Source organism: Pseudomonas sp. LRP2-20, assembly GCF_024349685.1.
In the GTDB taxonomy this organism is placed as follows: Bacteria; Pseudomonadota; Gammaproteobacteria; order Pseudomonadales; family Pseudomonadaceae; genus Aquipseudomonas.
In genome coordinates, this window is record NZ_AP025944.1 from 2,761,332 (window position 1) to 2,781,984 (window position 20,653).

General features: G+C 64.5%; 18 protein-coding genes. 11 read left to right on the forward strand and 7 right to left on the reverse strand.

What is annotated here, in order from left to right; translation table 11 throughout:
- Positions 1 to 70 precede the first annotated feature (70 nt).
- Complete coding sequence (locus OCX61_RS12250) at positions 71 to 1,585, reverse strand: MDR family MFS transporter (protein ID WP_261944044.1); 1,515 nt, start codon at positions 1,583 to 1,585, stop codon at positions 71 to 73.
- Positions 1,586 to 1,630: 45 nt separating this feature from the next.
- Entirely contained in the window at positions 1,631 to 2,293 is a 663-nt protein-coding gene (locus tag OCX61_RS12255; protein ID WP_261944045.1) for a TetR/AcrR family transcriptional regulator, read from the reverse strand.
- A 266-nt stretch (positions 2,294 to 2,559) separates the two neighbouring features.
- Between OCX61_RS12255 and OCX61_RS12260 the strand changes: the two genes are divergently transcribed.
- From OCX61_RS12260 to OCX61_RS12290, 7 genes are all read left to right on the forward strand, one after another.
- A complete protein-coding gene (locus OCX61_RS12260) occupies positions 2,560 to 2,880 on the forward strand; it encodes a hypothetical protein (RefSeq protein ID WP_261944046.1) in 321 nt (106 codons plus the stop codon).
- A 277-nt stretch (positions 2,881 to 3,157) separates the two neighbouring features.
- The gene (locus tag OCX61_RS12265; protein ID WP_261944047.1) at positions 3,158 to 3,754 is read left to right on the forward strand and encodes a paraquat-inducible protein A; all 597 of its coding nucleotides are present in this window, start codon (positions 3,158 to 3,160) and stop codon (positions 3,752 to 3,754) included.
- The gene (locus tag OCX61_RS12270; RefSeq protein WP_261944048.1) at positions 3,751 to 4,395 is read left to right on the forward strand and encodes a paraquat-inducible protein A; all 645 of its coding nucleotides are present in this window, start codon (positions 3,751 to 3,753) and stop codon (positions 4,393 to 4,395) included. The genes OCX61_RS12265 and OCX61_RS12270 overlap by 4 nt, the downstream gene beginning before the upstream one ends.
- Positions 4,379 to 6,019: a PqiB family protein gene (locus tag OCX61_RS12275; protein ID WP_261944049.1), complete on the forward strand. Its 1,641-nt coding sequence runs from the start codon at positions 4,379 to 4,381 to the stop codon at positions 6,017 to 6,019. The genes OCX61_RS12270 and OCX61_RS12275 overlap by 17 nt, the downstream gene beginning before the upstream one ends.
- Before the next feature lie 28 nt (positions 6,020 to 6,047).
- Positions 6,048 to 6,584 carry a PqiC family protein gene (locus tag OCX61_RS12280; RefSeq protein WP_261944050.1) on the forward strand — a complete coding sequence of 179 codons (537 nt, stop codon included), beginning with the start codon at positions 6,048 to 6,050 and terminating at the stop codon, positions 6,582 to 6,584.
- Between the two features lie 30 nt (positions 6,585 to 6,614).
- Positions 6,615 to 8,489: a diguanylate cyclase domain-containing protein gene (locus OCX61_RS12285; RefSeq protein ID WP_261944051.1), complete on the forward strand. Its 1,875-nt coding sequence runs from the start codon at positions 6,615 to 6,617 to the stop codon at positions 8,487 to 8,489.
- Between the two features lie 163 nt (positions 8,490 to 8,652).
- On the forward strand, positions 8,653 to 9,468 hold the full coding sequence (locus tag OCX61_RS12290; protein WP_261944052.1) for a substrate-binding periplasmic protein: 816 nt from the start codon (positions 8,653 to 8,655) through the stop codon (positions 9,466 to 9,468).
- A 295-nt stretch (positions 9,469 to 9,763) separates the two neighbouring features.
- Here OCX61_RS12290 and OCX61_RS12295 read toward each other — a convergent pair whose 3' ends face one another.
- From OCX61_RS12295 to OCX61_RS12310, 4 genes are all read right to left on the reverse strand, one after another.
- The gene (locus OCX61_RS12295; RefSeq protein WP_261944053.1) at positions 9,764 to 10,777 is read right to left on the reverse strand and encodes an XdhC family protein; all 1,014 of its coding nucleotides are present in this window, start codon (positions 10,775 to 10,777) and stop codon (positions 9,764 to 9,766) included.
- Between the two features lie 132 nt (positions 10,778 to 10,909).
- Positions 10,910 to 12,256 (reverse strand): c-type cytochrome, encoded by a 1,347-nt coding sequence (locus OCX61_RS12300; RefSeq protein ID WP_261944054.1) that lies wholly within the window; start codon positions 12,254 to 12,256, stop codon positions 10,910 to 10,912.
- Positions 12,257 to 12,274: 18 nt separating this feature from the next.
- Complete coding sequence (locus tag OCX61_RS12305; protein ID WP_261944055.1) at positions 12,275 to 14,524, reverse strand: xanthine dehydrogenase family protein molybdopterin-binding subunit; 2,250 nt, start codon at positions 14,522 to 14,524, stop codon at positions 12,275 to 12,277.
- Positions 14,524 to 14,979, reverse strand: a complete 456-nt coding sequence (locus OCX61_RS12310) for a (2Fe-2S)-binding protein (protein ID WP_261944056.1) — start codon at positions 14,977 to 14,979, stop codon at positions 14,524 to 14,526. The genes OCX61_RS12305 and OCX61_RS12310 overlap by 1 nt, the downstream gene beginning before the upstream one ends.
- A gap of 369 nt (positions 14,980 to 15,348) precedes the next feature.
- Between OCX61_RS12310 and OCX61_RS12315 the strand changes: the two genes are divergently transcribed.
- Both OCX61_RS12315 and OCX61_RS12320 read left to right on the forward strand, forming a co-directional pair.
- Positions 15,349 to 17,535, forward strand: coding sequence for an OsmC domain/YcaO domain-containing protein (locus OCX61_RS12315; RefSeq protein WP_261944057.1), 2,187 nt, complete (start codon positions 15,349 to 15,351; stop codon positions 17,533 to 17,535).
- A gap of 144 nt (positions 17,536 to 17,679) precedes the next feature.
- Positions 17,680 to 18,462, forward strand: coding sequence for a hypothetical protein (locus OCX61_RS12320; protein ID WP_261944058.1), 783 nt, complete (start codon positions 17,680 to 17,682; stop codon positions 18,460 to 18,462).
- Positions 18,463 to 18,465: 3 nt separating this feature from the next.
- On the opposite strand, the gene OCX61_RS12325 is transcribed toward OCX61_RS12320, so the two are convergent.
- Positions 18,466 to 18,765, reverse strand: coding sequence for a hypothetical protein (locus OCX61_RS12325; RefSeq protein ID WP_261944059.1), 300 nt, complete (start codon positions 18,763 to 18,765; stop codon positions 18,466 to 18,468).
- A gap of 171 nt (positions 18,766 to 18,936) precedes the next feature.
- Between OCX61_RS12325 and OCX61_RS12330 the strand changes: the two genes are divergently transcribed.
- Entirely contained in the window at positions 18,937 to 19,365 is a 429-nt protein-coding gene (locus OCX61_RS12330) for a DUF2231 domain-containing protein (RefSeq protein WP_261944060.1), read from the forward strand.
- Positions 19,362 to 20,651: a PQQ-dependent sugar dehydrogenase gene (locus OCX61_RS12335; protein WP_261944061.1), complete on the forward strand. Its 1,290-nt coding sequence runs from the start codon at positions 19,362 to 19,364 to the stop codon at positions 20,649 to 20,651. The genes OCX61_RS12330 and OCX61_RS12335 overlap by 4 nt, the downstream gene beginning before the upstream one ends.
- Positions 20,652 to 20,653 lie beyond the last annotated feature (2 nt).

A 20,653-nucleotide genomic window follows, 5' to 3' on the forward strand; every position in this document is an offset into this window, starting at 1 on the left:
CTTGAGACTGTGATGAACCTTGTGGGAGCGGGCTTGCCCCGCGAAGAGTCCGGTACAGGCAATACAAGGCTCAATGGGCGCTACGCAAGGGCACTTCTCGCAACAACCAAGACAAGGCAAAGGCCACACTGGTAATGACCGCCGCCACCAGAAACACCCCATGCATGGCCCCGGAGAACGCCTCCAGATAGGCCTGTTGCTGCGGCACCGCCAAGGCATGCACCGCCGTCGGCGACAGGCTTGCAGCACCGCCGCTGGCAGCCGCGAAATCACTCGGCAAGCCATCGAGCAACGCATGGGAAAACAACGCGCCGAACACCGAAACCCCCACCGAACCGCCAATAGAACGGAACAGCGTGGCTCCGGAAGTCGCCACCCCCATGTGTCGCCGATCGACGCTGTTCTGTACGGCCAGGATCAATACCTGCATGACCATGCCCAGGCCTGCGCCAAGCAGCCCCATGTACAGGTTCATCTGCCACATCGGCGTGCCCAGCTCCAGGCGGCTGAGCAGCCCCAGGGCGAACACTTGCAGCAGCGTGCCAAGGATCGGGAACACCCGGTAGCGCCCCCAGCGGCTGATCAGCCGCCCGGTAGTCGCCGACACCACCAGCAACCCTCCCATCAACGGCAGCATCTGCAGGCCGGCACTGGTGGGCGAGGCGTCCTTCACCACTTGCATGTACAGCGGCAGGAACGTCACCGAGCCGAACAGCGACACGCCGACAATCAGCCCGATCAAACCGGCGAGCACGAAGGTGCGGTGACGGAACAGGTGCAGCGGCATGATCGGTTCGGCCGCGCGGCGCTGCTCGAAGACGAAGCCGACCAGGCCGATCACGGCGAACAGCGCCAGGCACAGGATGTCCAGCGAGGCCCAGGGCAGCAGGCTGCCGCCCAGGCTGGTGATCAGTACCAGCGCGCCCAGGGTGATGGTCAGGAAGAACGCGCCGATGTAGTCGACCACATGCTTGACCGGTGCCACGTGCGGGCGGAACACACTGCCGATCACCACGACGGCCAGCAGGCCTAGCGGCAGGTTGATGAAGAAGATCCAGTGCCAGGACAGGTGTTCGACCAGAAACCCGCCGATCAACGGGCCCACCACGGTGGCCAGGCCAAACACGCCACCGAACAGGCCCTGGTAGCGGCCGCGTTCGGCGGGCGGTATGACGTCACCGATGGCCGCCATGGCGACCACCATCAGGCCGCCGCCGCCCAGGCCTTGTAACGTGCGGAACAGGATCAGCTGGGTCATGTCCTGGGCCAGCCCGCACAGCGCCGAGCCAAGCAGGAACAAGGCGATGGCGATCTGCAGCACGCGCTTGCGTCCGTAGAGGTCGCCGAACTTGCCGTACAGCGGCACGACCACGGTAGAGGCCAGCAAGTAGGCGGTGACGACCCAGGACAGCCAGCGCAACCCCCCGAGGTCGCTGACGATGGTCGGCAATGCGGTGGAAACGATGGTCTGGTCCAGTGCCGCGAGGAACATGACCAGCATCAACGCGCCGAGCAACAGTGGGATGGAGGTCTGACCCGGTTCGGCCTTGACCGAGGCGGTTGCGTCAGCAGCAGTCGGTTGCATGGGGTTGCCTTGAGCCTGTGGTTGCGATTGAGCGTCCATGTGCGGTCAGCGGCCGTCGCCCAGGGCGTGCTGGCGGCCCGCTTCCTGCAGGCCGGCGAGGGCAAAGCTGAACAGCTGGGCAGACACCTCTTCTGCCGGCATGCCGAGGATTTCATGCAGGGTCCCGGTGGACCCGCGCGGGCCAATCAACAGCATCGCCCAGGGAGCGGTGACACAGAGGATGCAGCGGGTCAGTGCCGGGTCGTCCCGCGGGATGGCGGTGATCTCGCTGAACAGGCCCCTGAGCAGCGACAGCTTCAGCGGTGCTTCGGCCTGCAGGTGGGCCTGGCCGTGCGGGCTGGGCGCGAGGATTTCTGCGGCCAGCACGCGCAGGTGCCAGTTGTCGCGACGCTGCGTGGCCTTGCGCACCACCAGTTCGACCAGCGCCCGCAGTTTGTCCGCCGCCGGTTGCTCGCCGAGGGTGATCCGTTGCAGGTCGCTGATGTCCAGAAAGCGCCGCCGCGCTTCGTCGAGCACGGCCAGGTACAGGCCATTGCGGCTACCGAAGTGGTAATTGATCGAGGCCAGGTCGACCTCGGCCTTGGCCGCGACGGCTTTGTTGCTGGCTTCGGCATACCCCACGGCGGCAAACAGCTCGCCAGCGGCCTGGAGGATTCGCGTGCGGGTGGCTTCGCCGTCTTTGCGCGGTTCGCGCGGTGTGGTGGCCATGATGGACTGCTCTTGAGCCGGTGTGATGAGAGGCAGCGTGACTCCGTTATAAATTAAATTCAATTTAAATTTAACGATCGAACCTGGTGGGCGACAGAAGGCGTCGCTGTACTGCGCCCGGATGGCGCACGCCGCTAGGGGAAGCGCCCCCAGTTGTGGTATACAACTCGTTAATCGACACCACCTTCGCAGGCACTCGGATGCGTCGCGGCTGGCTGGTGAATTCCTTGCACCTGCTCCTTTTACTGTGAAACGGAGATTCGAAGATGACCGCCACCGACCGTCTGAGCCTGCTGCAGTACGAGCACCTGGGCCTGGACGATGTTGCCGCTGCCGAGTTCAAGGTGGCTCTGGAGGAGCTGCGCAAGCTGGCACTGGAAGACCGTTACGAACACCCCGCCGCCCTGCACCTGGGTGATATCGCCGACGCCGAGAACCGTCGCGAGCTGGCTGAGACCAAAGGCTGGGGGATCGGCTTTCTGCAGGGGCTGACCTGCGCCAAGGCACTCTCGCAGGAGCACCTTGAAGCACTGCGCCGGGTGTTTCAGGCCGCCGCGGAGCGCGCGATCAAGCGCATGTGCAGGTAAGCGTGTTGAACTTGCCGCTGTTCGCAATGGATAGCGGCAATCTGCCACCACCTCGAATCCCTACGATAAGCCTGCGTTGGCAGGTCGAACCCGCGCGGCTGCGCTGGTAACCCAACCCGTCGGTAATCTGCCCGACCGTTCGGAACTTTCTTGTCCCGCCCCGTGTTGACGAGCACATTGGCCGTTTCTCGACTTTACTGACAGGCGCTGATGCCAATCTTCACGTACCGAGCGCATTGAGTAGTGGCTTGGAGTGATGCGGTCCTTGGGGGAGACCATGAGCCAGAGCCAGGCACTGATCATCTGTGAGTACTGCGACGCGGTGTATCAGCGTAGGCCAGTGCAAAAACATCAACAGGCACGGTGCGTCCGGTGTGGCGGGGTGTTGTATCGCCATAAGAGCCTGACGGTCCAGCAGCGCCTGGCCCTGAGCGTCACTGGCGCGGTATTGCTGATCTTTGCCAATGCCTATCCGGTCATGACCATTGGCATGCAGGGGCTGAGCAACTCGGCGACGTTATGGGATTCGGTGCTGATCCTGAGCAGCGGCAGTATCACCTTCATTGCCCTGGTCATGGCCCTGGCCATCATCTTTGCCCCTGTGCTGCAGATTGCCTTGCTCTGCTGGGTACTCAGCTTCGCCCTGGCCGGGCGCCGGGCGCCGGGGTTTGCCATGAGCATGCGCTGCCTGGAAGGCCTGCGGCCGTGGAGCATGCTGGAAGTCGGCTTGCTAGGCGCATTGGTGGCGGTGATCAAGCTGGCGGGCCTGCTCGAGGTGATCCCAGGCATTGGCCTGGTCGCCCTGGCCGCACTGAGCATGCTGATCATCTACATTGCCGGGCGCGATATCCGCGACCTTTGGGAGCAGGTATGAGTACGCCCGCGCTGGCAGACGAGCTGGGCCTGTGCCTGTGCCACGGTTGTGGGCATGCCTGCGAGCTGGGCCGCCACGCGCATGTGTGCGAACGCTGCGGCGCGCCCCTGCACCGGCGCAAGACCAACGCCATCGCCCGTGGCTGGGCGTTCCTGGTGGCCGCGCTGGTGTTCTATGTACCTGCCAACCTGCTGCCGGTGATGCACACCGAAATGCTCGGCAGTGGCAGCGACAGCACCATCGGTGGCGGCGTGGTGGAATTCTGGGAGCACGGCGCCTGGGACATCGCCTTGATCATCTTCATCGCCAGCATGGGCGTGCCGGCAATCAAGTTCTTTTCCCTGGGCTTGCTGCTGTTCACCGCACAACGCCGTTCGAGCTGGGCACGCCGGCAGCGCTCGCAGCTGTATCGCGGCGTCGAGTTGATCGGTTACTGGTCGATGCTCGATGTGATCGTCGTGGCGCTGGTGGCCGCATTGGTGCAGCTGCGTGGCCTGGGCACCATCGAGCCGCGCCCGGGCATCCTGTTTTTCGGCATGGTCGTGGTGCTGACCATGTTTTCGGCAATGAGCTTCGACCCACGCTTGATCTGGGATCACCCTGGCAATGATGGAGGCCGCACCGATGGCGCAAGCGAGTGACGCGCGAAATGGGGCCGGGCAGGCAGAGGTACGCACCCGGCGCTGGAATGTTTCACTGGTGTGGATCGTGCCGATCCTGGCGATCCTGGTCGGGGCCTCACTGGTGGTGCGCAACTGGATGCAGCAGGGGCCGGTGATTTCCATTTCCTTTCGTTCCGGCGAAGGACTGGTGGCGCACAAGACCCAGGTCAAGTACCGCAGCGTGGTGATTGGCGAAGTGACCACCGTGGAACTGGCCCCAGACCACGAAAGCGTCGTCGTCAAGGTGCAGCTGGCCAATGATGCGCGTTCGTTCGCCACCGAGGGCGCGCGCTACTGGGTGGTGCGCCCACGGATCGGTGCGGGCGGGGTGTCTGGTGTCGACACCTTGCTCTCCGGCAGTTTCATCGGCGCCGATGCCGGCGAGTCGAAAGCCTCGGAAAAGAACTTTACTGGCCTGGAGCTGCCGCCAGCGATCACCTATGGCGAGAAGGGCAAGCGTTTCGTCCTGAGTGCCAACGACCTCGGCTCCCTGGATATCGGTGCTTCCATCTACTACCGCAAGATCCCGGTGGGTGAAGTGGTGTCCTATGCCTTGCAGGACGATGGCAAGGGGGTGGACATTGGCATTTTCGTGCAGTCGCCCTACGACGCCTTTGTTACCCGTGATACGCGGTTCTGGAATGCCAGTGGTGTCGACATGCAGATTGGCGCTAATGGCTTGACGGTCAATACCGAGTCGCTGTCGTCGATCCTGGTTGGCGGGTTGGCGTTCGGCTCGCCCGATTTTGCCCCGGATGCCCAGGCCGCCGATGACCAGGCGCACTTCCAGCTGTTTGCCGATCGGGAAAGCGCGCTTTCACCACCCAACGGCCAGGGGCAGTACCTGCAACTGCGTTTCGACCAGTCCATGCGAGGCCTGTCGGTGGGGGCGCCAGTGGAGTTCAAGGGCGTGGAGTTCGGCAAGGTCACCTCGGTCAAGCTGGACTATGACCCGGTGAAGCAGATTTTTCCGGTGGTGGTGGATGCGGTGATCTACCCGCAGCGTCTCGGCCCGGTGCATCAGAAGATGCTGGCAGTGTTCAAGCACACCGAGGGTGACCTGAACGGTGCGCGCGAATTGATCGGCACATTCGTCGAGCATGGCCTGCGGGCGCAGGCGCGCAGTGGCAATCTGATCACCGGGCAGATGTTCATTTCCCTGGACTTCCACCCGGAGGCGCCCAAGGTGGTGTTCGACAGAACTGCCGAACCCATCGTGATTCCCACCTTGCCTGGCAGCCTCGAGATGCTGCAGGAGCAGCTGCAGCATTTTGTCGAGCGCATCGGCAAGTTGCCGCTGGAGAGCATTGCCAGCAACCTCGATGGCACCCTGCGTGACCTGCGTGCCAACCTCAAGACGTTCAACAGCCAGACGCTGCCTGGGGTGAAAGCCACCCTCGACGACATGCAGAAGACCTTGAAGACGGCCAACGCGACCATCGCCGACAATTCGCCTGAGCGCGAACGGCTGGGTGAAACGCTGGACGAACTGGAACGCATGTCGCGCTCGCTGCGCGACCTGACCGACTACCTCGGGCGCCACCCCGAGTCGCTGATTCAAGGCCGGCCGAAGGCGGCCGGGGCGCAAGACTTGAGACCTTGAAAGTGACAGGCCAAAGGAGTGTCAGCTGATGCATCGAGTGCGCAACCTGTGTGGGGCCAGCCTGTTGATCTGGCTGAGCGGCTGCAGCAGCACCCCGAACAATTACCACACCCTGGTCCCGGCCCAGCCGGTGCAAGGCGGTAACCAGCACGTGCAGGTGAGCCGGGTCAGCCTGCCACCGCAGGTGGACCGCCCGCAACTGGTGGTGCGCCAGGGCAGTAGCGGGCTGGCCATTCTGGAAACGGAGTGGTGGGGCGCCAACCTGGTGGATGAGTTCCGCAGTGCCCTGCAGGACATGCTGGGCGGCCCCGTGGCCGGCCCCAGCAGTGTATTGCGGGTCGATGTACAGCGCTTCGACAGCGTGCCTGGCCAGTACGCCTCGCTTGATACCCTGTGGCGCCTGAAACGGCCAGGCGAAGCCGAAATCACCTGCCGGACCTCGGTCCAGACGGCTGCTGACAACAGCATCAACAACCTGGTAAACGCCCACCAGGCCAACCTGCGCAAGCTGGCCGAGGCCGTGCGGGCAACGGCGGCGCCAGGCAGGCCCTGCCCAACCACATGATGCGGGTGAACCAGGGTACGGGGAGCCCGCATGAAGTTACGCACGAGATTGCTCTGGCTGTTCGTACCACCGCTGCTGCTGGTGTTGATGCTTGTCTACTTCGCGGCCCAAGGCATGCTGCTGGCCCGCCTGGACAAGCAGGACGAGCGCCTGCTGGTCGCCGAAGCCGAGCGCCTGCGCGCTTTGCTGGGTAACAGCTTCGAGCGTGACGCCAACCGCCTGCGGCAATGGGCGCAGGCGATGCCGGGAGCGGTGCCGTCGGCGTTCCCGCTCGATGCCGCCACGCTGGGCCGCAGTGGTTTCGACTTCATTCTGTACTTCGCCAATGGTGAGCAGCGGGTGAGCTGGCGGCCGCTGGACCTGGCGTCGCTGGAACGCCCGGCCGGTGCACCGGCACTGAGCCTGCAGGCACTGCATGACGGCGTCGCGGAACAATTGGCGCGCCTGCTGCAGCCTCAGGATGTGGCGCCCCCTGCGCAATTGCTGGCGGTGCTCAGGGTGCCGCTGATCCTGGTGGCGGTGGATACCGCACGCAGCGGTGAGCGCGCCAGCGGTGTACTGCTGGCGGGAACGTTTCTCGACAGCAAGCGTATCGCCATGCTGCAACAGCAGCTGGGCGGTGAGCTCACCTGGCTGCCGTCGGCCACCGAGCAGGAGCGGCCGGTGCTGCAGGCCGAACTCATGAGCATCGGCAATCGCCAGGTGGTCGATGCCCGCCATCAGAGTATCGACCTGCTGTTCCAGGACAGCCTGGGCGAGCCTCAGCTGCGCCTGCAGCTGACCCGCGAGCGCCATCTGTACCTGGAAGGCGAGCAGCAGCTCAATGTGTTCCTCGGCGTGACGGGAGGGCTCATCGGCCTGGCCTGGCTGCTGATCTACCTCGCCCTGGACGTCACCTTGCTGCGGCGTATTGCCCGCTTGCATCACGAGCTTCTGGCCATTGGCCCAGCTGCGGCGGGGCGACGCCTGACCGACGACGGCCGCGATGAACTGGGCAAGCTGGCGCGTGAAGCCAACCGTGCGCTGGACCGCCTGGAACAGAGCGAAGCGCGCGACCGGGCGATTCTCGATGCCATGGAGGACGGCTACTTCGAACTCGACGAGCTGGCCAGGATCGAGTCGGTCAACCCGGCTTTCTGCAGGCTGCTCGGTTACCCGGCCGGCCAGGTGCTCGGGCGCACCTTTGCCTCGTTGCAGGAAGAACCAGCGCCCGGCACCACGACAGATCCGGTGATCGCGGAAACCGAACCCGGCGCACCACTCTCGGCACGCCTGCGGCGCGCCGACGGCAGCATCGGTCACTTCGAGACCCAGATCTCCAGGCGGCATAATGCCGGCGGCCGTTTGATCGGCTATCGCGGCATTCTGCATGACGTCAGCGAGCATGTGCTGCATCAGCGCCAGCTGTTCGACCTGGCTCATCAGGATGCCCTGACCGGATTGGGCAATCGCAAGGCGTTCCATGAGGACCTCGCCCGGCACCTGCACGGCGGTGCCTTGCCGCTGGCGCTGATCTTTCTCGACCTGGACCGCTTCAAGCAGGTCAACGACCGCTTCGGCCACGATGTCGGTGATGCCTTGCTGGTGTGCATGGCCGAGCGCCTGTGCAATGCCCTGCGTCAACCGGACAAGGCCTATCGCCTGGGGGGCGACGAGTTCACCGTGATCGTCCCGATGACCGATCTCCAGGCCGCCAATGCGCTGGCCCAGCGCTTGCTCAAGGTGCTGGGCGAGCCGGTCAGTGTCAGGGGGCTGAGCATCGACTTCGTCACCCCAAGCATCGGCCTTGCCCTCGCGCCTGCTCATGCCAGCGAGGTGGATGCACTGGTCCGGGCAGCCGATCAGGCGATGTACGAAGCCAAACGCCGGCGCGGGCAGGTATGGGTTTTCCAGCACAGCGACTGAGTGCCGGGTAGCGCGCAAACGGCGCAGGAATGGCTGGCGCATGGCCAATCCTGAGCCAGACTGTTTGAAGCACGCGGCCATCGACGCCGCCGTGGCCCACGGGATGTGGCGGCTTTCGCGACCACGCCTGGCCGCTGAATGCCACAGCTTCCGGGGGGTGTAGATGATCGAGCATTGTCGTTGCCGGTCTTTGCTGCTGTCGCTCTGCTTGCTTCTTCTGCCCGAACTGGCGATGGCAGAGGGTTTGTGCGGCCAGCTGACCGCTACCGGCAATCCTGAGTACCCTCCGTATCTCTGGCGTGACCCGAACAACCCTGAGCAACTGATCGGGGCCAATGCCGACCTGCTCAAGGCAGTGGGCAACGCGCTTGGCCTGGACGTGAAGGTGGTATACGGCGGGCCATGGTCGAGGGCACAGGAAGAGGTGCGTAGCGGGCGTATCGACCTGATGGCGGGGTACTTCCTGACCCACGAGCGCCAGCAGCAGATGGACTTCATCAACCCGCCGTTCCTGCGTATCCGCAGCGTTGTCTGGGTCCGCCAGGACGATGCCTTTGCTTATCGTGAGTGGGCGGACCTCAAAGGCCGCAATGGCGGAACGCTGGTCAGCAACAGCCACGGCCAGCAGTTCGATGACTATGCCCGGGCCAATCTCCAGCTCGAAGCGGTGCCCGGTGCCATGCAGGCATTCGAGAAGTTGCTGCACAAGCGCAACGACTACCTGATCTATGAGCAGTACCCTGGCATGGCCCTGGTGCGCGCGCAGGGGTGGGAGGCGCAATTGAAGGTGCTTGAACCGCCGGTGTCCAGTGAAGGGTTGTACCTGGCGGTTTCGCATCAATCGAAGTGCAACCGGGCAGAACTGCGTGAGAGGCTTGCGCGGATAATGAACGAGATGGTGGCCGGGCCGGTGCCGGAGCAGTTGGTCGAGAAGAATCTGGAGTTGTGGCGGCAGCAGCAGGCAGGGGGGCAGCCTTGAAGGTGTTCGTCATGGGTTTTTTAGCGCCGGTGAGATCGAGCGCCGCCCGCGCGGCGCATCGCGAGCTGCGCTCGCTCCTACGTTTGTTTCGGGCCAGTATCGCCTGTGGCAGGCGCGCGCGACCGCCTGGTTTGTACGACACGATATCGTGCCATACGCCAAGGCGTTCGCGCGCAAATCCCTCAGGAATAATTGGCCCGAAACAAACGTAGGAGCGAGCGCAGCTCGCGATGCGCCGCGCGGGCGGCGCTCGATCGCACTGGCGGCAACAATCGCGAGGCGAACACCCATCAGCCTACCCCTCAACCTCCAGCGCCCGCTTGGCCTCACTCACATTGACCGCCCCAGGCAACGCAACACCGTTCTTGGTCGCCAGGATCTCGGCCATGACACTGACCGCAATCTCTGCCGGTGTCTTGCTGCCGATGTAGATGCCAATCGGCCCGTGCAAACGCTGCAACGAGGCCTCGCTTTCGCCAAAGTGCTCGATCAGGCGTTCGCGGCGCGACTGGTTATTGCGACGCGAACCGATCACGCCAATGTAGAACGCCGGGCTGTGCAAGGCTTCGAGCAGGGCCAGGTCGTCCAGCTTGGGGTCGTGGCTGAGGCCGACGATGCAACTGCGCAGGTCGGGGGCGAACGCACGCACCACGTCATCCGGCATGCCGACGATCTTCTCCACGCCCGCAACGTTCCAGCCATCCATGTACTCAGGGCGCGGGTCGCAGACGGCCACCTTGAAGCCATTGAACAGGGCCATGGTCGCCAGGTATTCGGCCAGCACCCCGGCACCGATCAGCAGCATGCGATAACCGGGGCCCAAGGTATTGAGCATGTGCCGGCCATCGAAGCGGAACTGCTCCGGTGCGTGGGTGGTGGTCAGGTGAACCTGGCCGCTGTCCAGGGCCAGCTCCCGGCGCACCAGGTTGCCGCTGTCGAGCAGCGGCAGCAGTTGCACCAGGCTTGCCAGTGCCGGGTCGAACTCGAGGATCAGCTCGAGGGTGCCACCGCAGGGCAAGCCGAAGCGCTGCGCTTCATCGGCGCTGACGCCATAGCGCACCACGTGCGGCAGACCGTGCGGCATGCCGTCGCCCCGATAGGCCGTGGTATAGCGATGGATGAGGTCATCCTCGATACAGCCGCCGGAGACGCTGCCAACCACGCGGCCATCGCCGCGCAGGGCCATCATCGAGCCCACAGGCCGCGGCGATGAACCCCAGGTGCGGGCGACGGTGGCCAACAGCACGCGCTCGCCGGCCTGCAGCCAGTCATGGGCGGTGCGCAAGACCAACAGGTCGATGCTTTCCATGGGGCCTCCCATAGTCTTTTGCTTGATTGTGTAAATGTGCCGGCCTCTCGCGGGTTAACCCGTTCCCACAGGCGTTGCGCCGTCCTTGTGGGAGCGGGTTCACCCGCGAAGAGGCCGGCACAGGCAAAGTCTTCACCGCATGTGCAAGATGATCGGGCTGCTGCTGGCCGGGTCGGTGTGCCCGCGCAGCTTGGCCACCGCCTGTGCATCCACTGCGCCGCCTGAGTTGCCCCAGGTGCTGCGCACGAAGCTCAGCACTGCGGCGATTTCCTGGTCCGACAGCTGTTCGCGGAACGCCGGCATGCGGTAGGCATCCGGCAGGCCCGCGGCGACGATACGCTGTGAGCCATTGAGGGTGATGTTGATCGCCGAGGCGTTTTCCCGGGCCAATGCCGAGGTGGCACCGGCCAGCGGTGGCATCCACTCGGCCTGGCCCTTGCCGTCCAGGCCGTGGCAGCTGGCGCAGCGTGTGACGTAGGTGTGGGCGCCAGGGCTGTCCAGGCGCGTGGCTGCGGAAACCGCCTGGTATTGCCAGGGCGTACCGTCACGCTGTGGGTCACCGGGCAGCGACTTGAGGTAGCGGGCGATTGCGCCCAGGTCGTCATCGCTCATGAACTGCGTGGAGTTGTTGAACGCTTCGGTCATCGACCCGTACACCACGGCATGCTGGTTGCGCCCGGTCTTGAGGAACTGCACGATCTCGGCCTCGCTCCAGCGGCCGAGCCCGGTGTTGGGGTCGCTGCGCAGGCTGGGTGCGTACCAGCCATCGAGCAGGGCGCCGGCGAGGAACGGCGTACCGGCTTCATCCAGGGCTTTCTCGTTGAAGGCCAGGCCCCGTGGCGTATGGCAGCTGCCGCAGTGGCCAGGCCCCTGGACGATATAGGCGCCGCGGTTCCACAGCGCGTCCTGCCCAGCCTTCGTGGCGTAAGGGGCATTGGCGGCGAACAGACCATTCCACAAGGCGATAGGCCAGCGCAGGTTCAACGGCCAGGGGATATCACTGGGCACGTTGGCCTGTTGCGCCGGCTGCACGCCCTTCATGAAGAAGGCGTACAGCGCCTTTACATCGTCATCGCTGAGCTTGGCGTACGACGGGTAGGGCATGGCCGGGTACAACCGCCGGCCACCCGGCGCGACGCCATGGCGCACCGCACGGTCGAAATCGGCCAGGCTGTAACTGCCGATGCCGGTCTCGCGGTCGGGCGTGACGTTGGTGGCGTGGATCGTACCCAGTGGCGTGGCCATTGCCAGGCCACCTGCAAATGGCTTGCCGTCGGGCAGGCTGTGGCAGGCCACGCAGTCGCTGAGGCGGGCGACATATTCGCCCCGGCTGGCCAGCGCGGGGTCGACGCTCGTGGCGGGTTCGGCCGCGAATGGCGAGGCGGGCTCGCGGGTTACATACCAGGCCAGCAGGCCGGCCGCGACCAGGCACGGCACTGCCAGCCAGCCAGCGGCTCTGGCGAAACGACGTTGAGTCATGGGGCAGTCCTTGTCCGGTCAGCTGAAGGTGTGGCGGCTCAGGGGCAGGCTGCGCACCCGCTGGCCGGTGAGCTGCGCCACGGCATTGGCCACGGCAGGCGCCACCGCCGGCAACGGCGGCTCGCCGATACCACCCATCTTGGCGCCGCTCTCGACGATGCGCACATGCACCCGGGCCATGCGCGAGGGCGGCAGGATCGGGTACAGGTCGTAGTTGCGCGCGCGCGGCTTGCCGTCGATGAACACCGCTTCTTCCACCAGCGTCTGCGACAGGCCCAGGGCCACCGCACCGTTGACCTGGTGCTCGATGATCGCCGGGTTGACGATGCTGCCGGGGTCGATCGCCTGCCAGATGTCGTGAACCTTGACCTGGCCGTTTTCGATCGACACCTCGGCGATTGCCGCAGCTTCGGATCCAAACGGCGAAGCCATGGCGATGCCCCGGGCGCGCTTGCTGCCGTCTTCTGCCGTGAACGGCCCGCGCTTCCAGCCACCGGACAACTCGGCCACCGCGTGCAGCAGGTTGGTCAGGCGCTGATTGTCGCGCAGCAGGTGCAGGCGCAGTTCGTAAGGGTCCTTGCCGCCCTTGTCGGCCAGCTCGTCAAGGAACGATTCGTAGAAAAAGTCGTTCAGCGAGTTGCCCACCGAGCGCCAGTAGCCAAGCATGGCCGGGCCTTTGACGTAGATCTGGGCGATGCGTTTGTTGGCAATGGCGTAGGACTTGCCCGACAGCCCTTCGAGGGCGGTGGGGTCGATCTTGTCGCCTTGCTTGCCGGCGAGGGCTTCAGTCGGGCCCTCGGTGGCGCTTACTGCTTCGATGGCCACCGGCAGCCCGTCGGCATCCAGCCCGGCGCGGAACTTGACCACGGCGACCGGGCGCAGCACGTCGCGCAGGAACTCTTCCTCACGGCTCCAGATCAGCTTGACCGGGCGCCCGACGGCCTTGGCCAGGGCGATGGCTTGCGGGTATGGATTGGCCGAGTCATACAGGAAGTGGCGGCCGAAGAAACCACCGAGCAGCGGCGAGTGCAAGGTGATCTGCGCGGCATTCAGGCCGGTGCGTTTGGCGATGTCGTCGCGAAACATGTCCGGCGCCTGGTTGGGCAGCCAGACATCCAGGGTGCCATCCGGGTTGAAGCGGGCGAGGGCAGACGGCGGCTCCAGCTGGGCATGGTTGAGGTACTGGTTGTGGTAGCTGGCCTCGACCTTGGTCTTGGCACCGGCCAGGGCGCCGGCAATATCGCCCTCGTTCTCCTCGTCGCGGGCCGGCCCTTCAACGCTTGCCAGGTGCTCGCGCCAGCCGTCGCTGGAAAAATCCGCCGGCATCGGCCGCACCTTGCTGTCGGCGTCTGGTTCTTTCCAGTCCACCTGGATCGCCTCGACCGCGCGCTTGGCGTGCCACCAGCGTTCGGCGACCACGGCCACCGCGCCCGGCAACTGATGTACCGAATGCACCCCCTTCATGGCCTTGACCTGCTCCTCGTTGCGCAGGCTGCCCACGGTCATGCCCAGGCGTGGCGCGTGCTGCACGGCGGCGTGGAGCATGCCGTCGACCTTGATGTCGATGCAGTACTGGGCCTTGCCGGTGGATTTGTCGTAGGCGTCCAGGCGCCGCACCGGCTTGCCGATCCAGCGGAACTGGCTGGGGTCGCGCAGCTTGACGCTGGCAGGGTCCGGCACCGGCAGGTCCATGGCACGGCCGGCCAGTTCGCCGTAGGCCAGTGAACGGCCAGAGGCGGTGTGAATGACTTTGCCCGGCTCGGTGGACAGCTCGCTGACGGGTACCTTCCATTGCTCGGCAGCCGCTTGCAGCAACATGGCCCGGGCCAGGGCGCCGAGGCGGCGCATGGTCGGGTAGCTCATGCGCACCGACATGCTGCCACCGGTAATGCGCATGCCGTTTTCCATCACCACGTAGGCTTCACCAGGCGGCGCGCTGTCGACCAGGAAGTTGGCCGGGTCGACATCCAGTTCTTCACCCACGATCTGGGCCATGGCGGTGAACGGGCCTTGGCCACCTTCCATGAACGGGCTGAGCAGGCGTACCTTGCCGTCCGGGCGGATTTCCAGGAACGCCGGCACCTGGGTGCCGCGCTCCGCGGTGGCTGGCGCGGCGGCCTGCACACGGGCCGAGCCCATCGGCAGGCCGAAACCCAGCACCAGGGCGCCCACTGCGGTGCTGGCCAGGAAGCGCCGGCGCGACAGGTTGACGGTTTCGCCCAGCTGCAGCCTGAGCAGTTCTGCGGGGGTATCGACGGGGGTGTTCATCAGGCCTGCTCCCCTTGGGCGAGTGCATGCACGGCGGCATGGATGGCGTTGTAGGTGCCGCAGCGGCAGAGGTTGACCATCGCTGCGCTGATCTGCTCATCGCTGGGTTTGGGGGTGTGCTTGAGCAGCGCCGTGGCCGCCATCACCTGACCGGACTGGCAGTAGCCGCACTGCGCCACCTGATGCTCGACCCAGGCCGCCACCACGCGCTTGCCCACCGCGTCGGCCTCGACCGCTTCGATGGTGGTTACCTCGCGCCCGACCACGCCGGCCACGGGGGTGACACAGGCACGCACGACGTTGCCATCCACCAGCACCGAGCAGGCGCCGCACTGGGCCAGGCCGCAGCCGTACTTGGTACCGGTCATGCCCAGGTCGTCACGCAGCACCCACAGCAGAGGTGTGTCGGCATCGGCGTCGACCTGATAGGTCTGCTGGTTGATACGAAGTTCCATGGTTCACCTGCTGATCATCGGTTGATGGCGATTACGCTCTGCTGGGGAATACGTTGTTCCCCAATCCAGAAACGCTAGCACAGGGGTACGACCACTGGTCTAGTGGAGTGCGCAGGTTCAGAGGATCAGGCAAGCAATTCGGTGAAATGCGCAAGCGACTGTAATGGTCTTGCTCAACTTTCAAAAAGTTGGCGCCCCCCTTGTGGGAGCGGGCTTGCCCGCGAACACGGGCGAAGCCCGTGCCATCGAGCAAGGTGTCTTCTTCGCGGGTGAACCCGCACACAGAGAAGCAAACAGGACTTCCGCGGCGAAAACCCGGATAATGCCGGCCAATTTCGTTTTGCACGCTTAAATCACGGTAATCCCCGCATGGAAATCAAGGTCAATTTTCTCGACAACCTTCGTCTTGAAGCCAAGTTCGACGACTTCACGGTGATCGCCGACCAACCGATCCGCTACAAAGGCGATGGTTCGGCGCCTGGCCCGTTCGACTATTTCCTGGCCTCGTCGGCCCTGTGTGCGGCGTATTTCGTCAAGCTGTACTGCCAGACCCGCGATATCCCCACCGAGAATATCCGCCTGTCGCAGAACAACATCGTCGACCCGGAGAACCGCTACAACCAGATCTTCAAGATCCAGGTCGAGCTGCCCGAGGACATTTCCGAGAAGGACCGCCAGGGCATCCTGCGTTCCATCGACCGTTGCACCGTGAAAAAGGTGGTGCAGACCGGCCCCGAGTTCATCATCGAAGAAGTCGACAACCTCGACGCCGACGCCCAGGGCCTGCTGATGCCGGTGGCCGACACCACCACCTACATCCCCGGCAAGGACCTGCCGCTGGAGCAGACCATCGCCAACATGTCCGGCATCCTCGCCGGCCTTGGCATGAAGATCGAGATCGCCTCGTGGCGCAACATCGTGCCCAACGTCTGGTCGCTGCACGTGCGCGACGCGCAGTCGCCTATGTGCTTCACCAACGGCAAGGGTTCGACCAAGGAGGCGGCACTGGCGTCGGCGCTGGGTGAGTTCATCGAGCGGCTGAACTGCAACTTCTTCTACAACGACCAGTTCTGGGGCGAGGACATCGCCAACGCGCCGTTCGTGCATTACCCGAACGAGCAGTGGTTCAAGCCAGGCCCGAAGGACGCGCTGCCGGCAGAGATCCTCGACGATTACTGCCTGCAGATCTACAACGCGGACGGCGAGCTGCGCGGTTCGCACCTGTACGACACCAACTCCGGCAACACCGAGCGCGGCATCTGCTCGCTGCCGTTCGTGCGCCAGTCCGACCAACACGTGGTGTACTTCCCGTCCAACCTGATCGAAAACCTGTTCCTCAGCAACGGCATGAGCGCCGGCAACACCCTGGCCGAAGCCCAGGTGCAGTGCCTGTCGGAAATCTTCGAGCGCGCGGTCAAGCGTGAAATCCTCGAGGGCGAACTGGCCCTGCCGGATGTCCCGCAGGACGTGCTGGCCAAGTACCCGGGCATCCTCGCCGGCATCCAGGGCCTGGAAGAGCAGGGCTTCCCGGTGCTGGTCAAGGACGCCTCGCTGGGCGGTGAGTTCCCGGTGATGTGCGTGACCTTGATGAACCCGCGCACCGGCGGCGTGTTCGCCTCGTTCGGCGCCCACCCAAGCTTTGAAGTGGCGCTGGAGCGCAGCCTCACCGAACTGCTGCAAGGCCGCAGCTTTGAGGGCCTCAACGACCTGCCGCAGCCGACCTTCGAAAGCCATGCGCTGACCGAGCCGAACAACTTCGTCGAGCACTTCATCGACTCCAGCGGTGTGGTGTCGTGGCGCTTCTTCAGTGCCAAGGCCGATTTCGAGTTCGTCGAGTGGGACTTCTCCGGCCATGGCGAGGACTCCAACACTCAGGAAGCCGCGACCCTGTTCGGCATTCTCGAAGACCTTGGCAAAGAGGTGTACATGGCCGTGTACGACAACCTCGGCGCCACCGCCTGCCGCATCCTGGTGCCGGGTTATTCCGAGATCTACCCGGTCGAGGACCTGATCTGGGACAACACCAACCGCGCCTTGGGCTTCCGTTCCGACATCCTCAACCTGCACAGCCTCGACGACCGCGCCCTGCGCGCGCTGCGCCGGCGCCTGGACAACTGCGAGGTGGATGACTACACCACCATCACCACGTTGATCGGCGTCGAGTTCGACGAGAACACGGTGTGGGGCCAGCTGACCATTCTTGAGCTGAAACTGCTGATCTGCCTGGCGCTCAAGCGCTTCGAGGATGCCAAGGAACTGGTCGAGGCGTTCCTGCAGTTCAACGACAACACGGTCGAACGTGGCCTGTTCTACCAGGCACTGAACGTGGTGCTGGAAGTGCAGCTGGATGACGAGCTGGAAATGGCCGACTACGAGGCCAACTTCCGCCGCATGTTCGGCAACCCGCGAATGGACGCGGTGCTGGGTTCGGTGGACGGTAGCGTGCGCTTCTACGGGCTGACCCCGACCAGCATGAAGCTCGAAGGGCTGGATCGTCATCTGCGCCTGATCGAGAGCTACAAGAAGCTGCATGCGGCGCGGGCCAAGTTTGCCTGACCGATCCTCGGGGGCGCGTCGCGCCCCATTCGCGGCGTGCCATAGTGCCCAGCGAGTACCGGCAAAGTGGTGATCATCCGTTACTGAGGGGCGCGGCGCTTGAGGTAGCATGGCGGGCGGCCATCCCCCACAAGGAAGTCTTCGGTGATCAACATTTCCCACTTGCCGCGAAACAGGACGACCGAACCACTTGACCTGCCACCGCCGCAGTGCCCGGTGCTGGGGCTGGCCAGCGAATCACTGCAACAACGCTATGCAGCATTTATCGTACAGGCTGTAAAAACACGGCTGCCGGTGAATGAGGCAGGGTTGCGTGAGCTCGGCCAGCAACTGGCCAGTGAACTGCTGTCAAAGGCAACCGACCTGGGCAGTAGCATGGCCCACGAACTGTCCGATGAAATCTACTGGCTGGTGCAGTGTGCGGCCATTGTCTCGCTGCATGCCGACGGCCCGCAGTCTGCGGCATTCGCGGGGTACAGAAAACATGTCGATTACTACCGGGGGATGGGGCGCGTCGGTGCCCAGGTCGAGGCGTTCGAACGCTACGTTGCCGCCAACGGCCTGCCCGCAGACGAGAGGGAGATTCAATCGCGCTCGGCAGATGACCGCTACCGGCTGCTGGTCACCCCTTGGGAGGCAGGTAACACGCACTGGGTCTACCGGCCGCAAATTATCGATACAGGGCAGGGGACCTGCCTGCTGGCATTCGATGACAGTCGCTGGTCGGCGGACAGCAGCACCTGGCTCAGTGCCGGGCAAGTCGAGCTGACGTTGCGCAAATACCCGGGAAACCAGCCACGTCGCAGCCTGCAGGTAGTCATCGACTGTGACCAGCGCCACGCGCAAGCGGGCTCGCGGGTGGAAGTCGAGCTGGTGGAGCTCGAAGGCGTTCTTGACGCGCTGCTCAACAGCGCCGACCCGATGTAACGGTCAGTTCTTGCACTTGGCCAGCACCACCTGGCAGGTGTCTGGTGTGCCACCGGAGCGGCCGGCATAGCGGATGCAATTGTTCAGCGACTTCTGCTTGGCAATGCCCAGGGTGTTGCCCCAGGCCAGGCCGCCTTCGCCGGTGCTCGGCAGCGCCTTGGCGTAACAATTGGAGCCCGGCGCGGCGGCGTAGTGGCGCGCCTTGCTGGTTTTGCTCGAACAGCCGGCATTGAGTACCAGGCTGATGGCCAGAAAGGCATGCGCGGTCCAGTACGCATAAGGTCGTGTGCGGTTGGTGTTCATGGTATCCCTCGTAGCGACGCGCAAAGTCTTTCAGGATATTTCTATCAAGCCAAGCGGTGAACTATCCGAACGTCAAGGTGATCCCTACTTGAGCGCACCCTGCGCATGCCTGACGGAACAGGCCCCGCGCCCGTCTGTCAGCCCCGGGTCACCGACTGATAAGGAGGCGCCGTGAGCGCTACAGAGCACACCCTCTACCGATGCACGCCCAGCCCGCTGCACGCGATCCTGCTGGCCGGCACCGTCCCGCTGTTTCTCGGCGCGTTGCTGAGCGACATTGCCTACTTCAAGAGCTACCAGATCCAGTGGAGCAACTTCGCCGCCTGGCTGATTGCCGGTGGCTTGCTGTTTTGCGGGCTGGCGTTGTTGTTCGCCCTGGCCAACCTGATCCGCGCCCCGCGCAAGGGCGGGCGGCCGACCCTGTACTTCCTGCTGTTGCTGGTGACCTGGGTGCTGGGGCTGATCAACGCCTTCGAACATGCCAAGGACGCCTGGGCGGTGATGCCGGCGGGCCTCGTGCTGTCTGTGGTCGTCACCGTGCTGGCCTGCGTGGCCGCATGGCTGGGCATGAGCAACCTGCGTTCGGGAGGTGAGGCATGAAGCCGTTGCATGGATGGTCGTTGTTGAGCGTGGCGCTGCTGCTGGCCGCGTGTGGCGGCGAAGGCGAGCCGAACCAGGCTCTGGGCCCTGACCCGAAACTGCCGGCCCCGGAGCGTGGGCTGTTGCCGAGCATGAAGATCGCCCAACCGGCGCAATGGGGCGAACAGAAGCCCACCGTACCCGAGGGCTATAGCATCACGGCAATTGCCACTGACCTGAAGATTCCGCGCCAGAGCCTGGTACTGCCCAATGGCGATATCCTGGTCGCCGAAGGGCGGGGCGGCAGTGCCGCCAAGCTCAAGCCCAAGGACGTGATCGCCAGCCAGATCAAGGCCAAGCGCAACACCCAGGTCAAGGGCGGCAACCGCCTGACCCTGCTGCGCGATGCCGATGGCGATGGCACCTATGAGGTGCAGACGGTGTTCGCCGAAGGCCTTAACGCGCCCTACGGCCTGGCCTTCGCCGACGGCAAGCTGTACGTGGCCAACCAGGATGCGCTGGTGCGTTTCGATTACCAGGACGGTCAGACCAAGGCGGGTGGCCCGCCGACCAAGGTCACTGACCTGCCGGCCGAGATCAACCACCACTGGACCAAGGCGCTCACCATCAGCCCCGATGGCCGCTACCTGTATGTAGGCATCGGCTCGAACAGCAACATCACCGAGCGCGGCATGGAGGTCGAGATCGACCGCGCCATGGTCTGGCAGATCGATGCCGTGACCGGCGCGCACAGGCCTTACGCCACCGGCTTGCGCAACCCGACGGCACTGACCATTCAACCGGACACCGGGCAGCTGTGGACGGTGGTGAACGAGCGTGACGAACTGGGGCCGGACCTGGTGCCGGACTACCTCACCTCGGTGCGTGAGGGCGGCTTCTATGGCTGGCCCTACAGCTACTGGGGGCAGAACGTCGATGAGCGGGTCAAGCCGCAGAACCCCGACAAGGTGGCCGCCGCGCTCAAGCCGGATTACAGCCTGGGTTCCCACGTTGCCGCGCTGGGGGTGGACTTCTCCACTTCAGCCATGGGCGAACGCTTTGCCGACGGGGTGTTCGTGGGTGAGCACGGTAGCTGGAACCGCCCCAATCCGGTGGGCTACAAGGTGATCTTCGTGCCGTTCAAGGAAGGCAAACCGGCCGGGGAACCGATCGACTTTGCCACCGGGTTCCGCGGCGAAGACGGCAAGACCCGAGGCCGGCCGGTGGGGGTGACGGTCGACCCGCGCGGCGCGTTGATCATTGCCGATGACCTGGCCAACACAGTGTGGCGGGTGACGCGTAACTGATC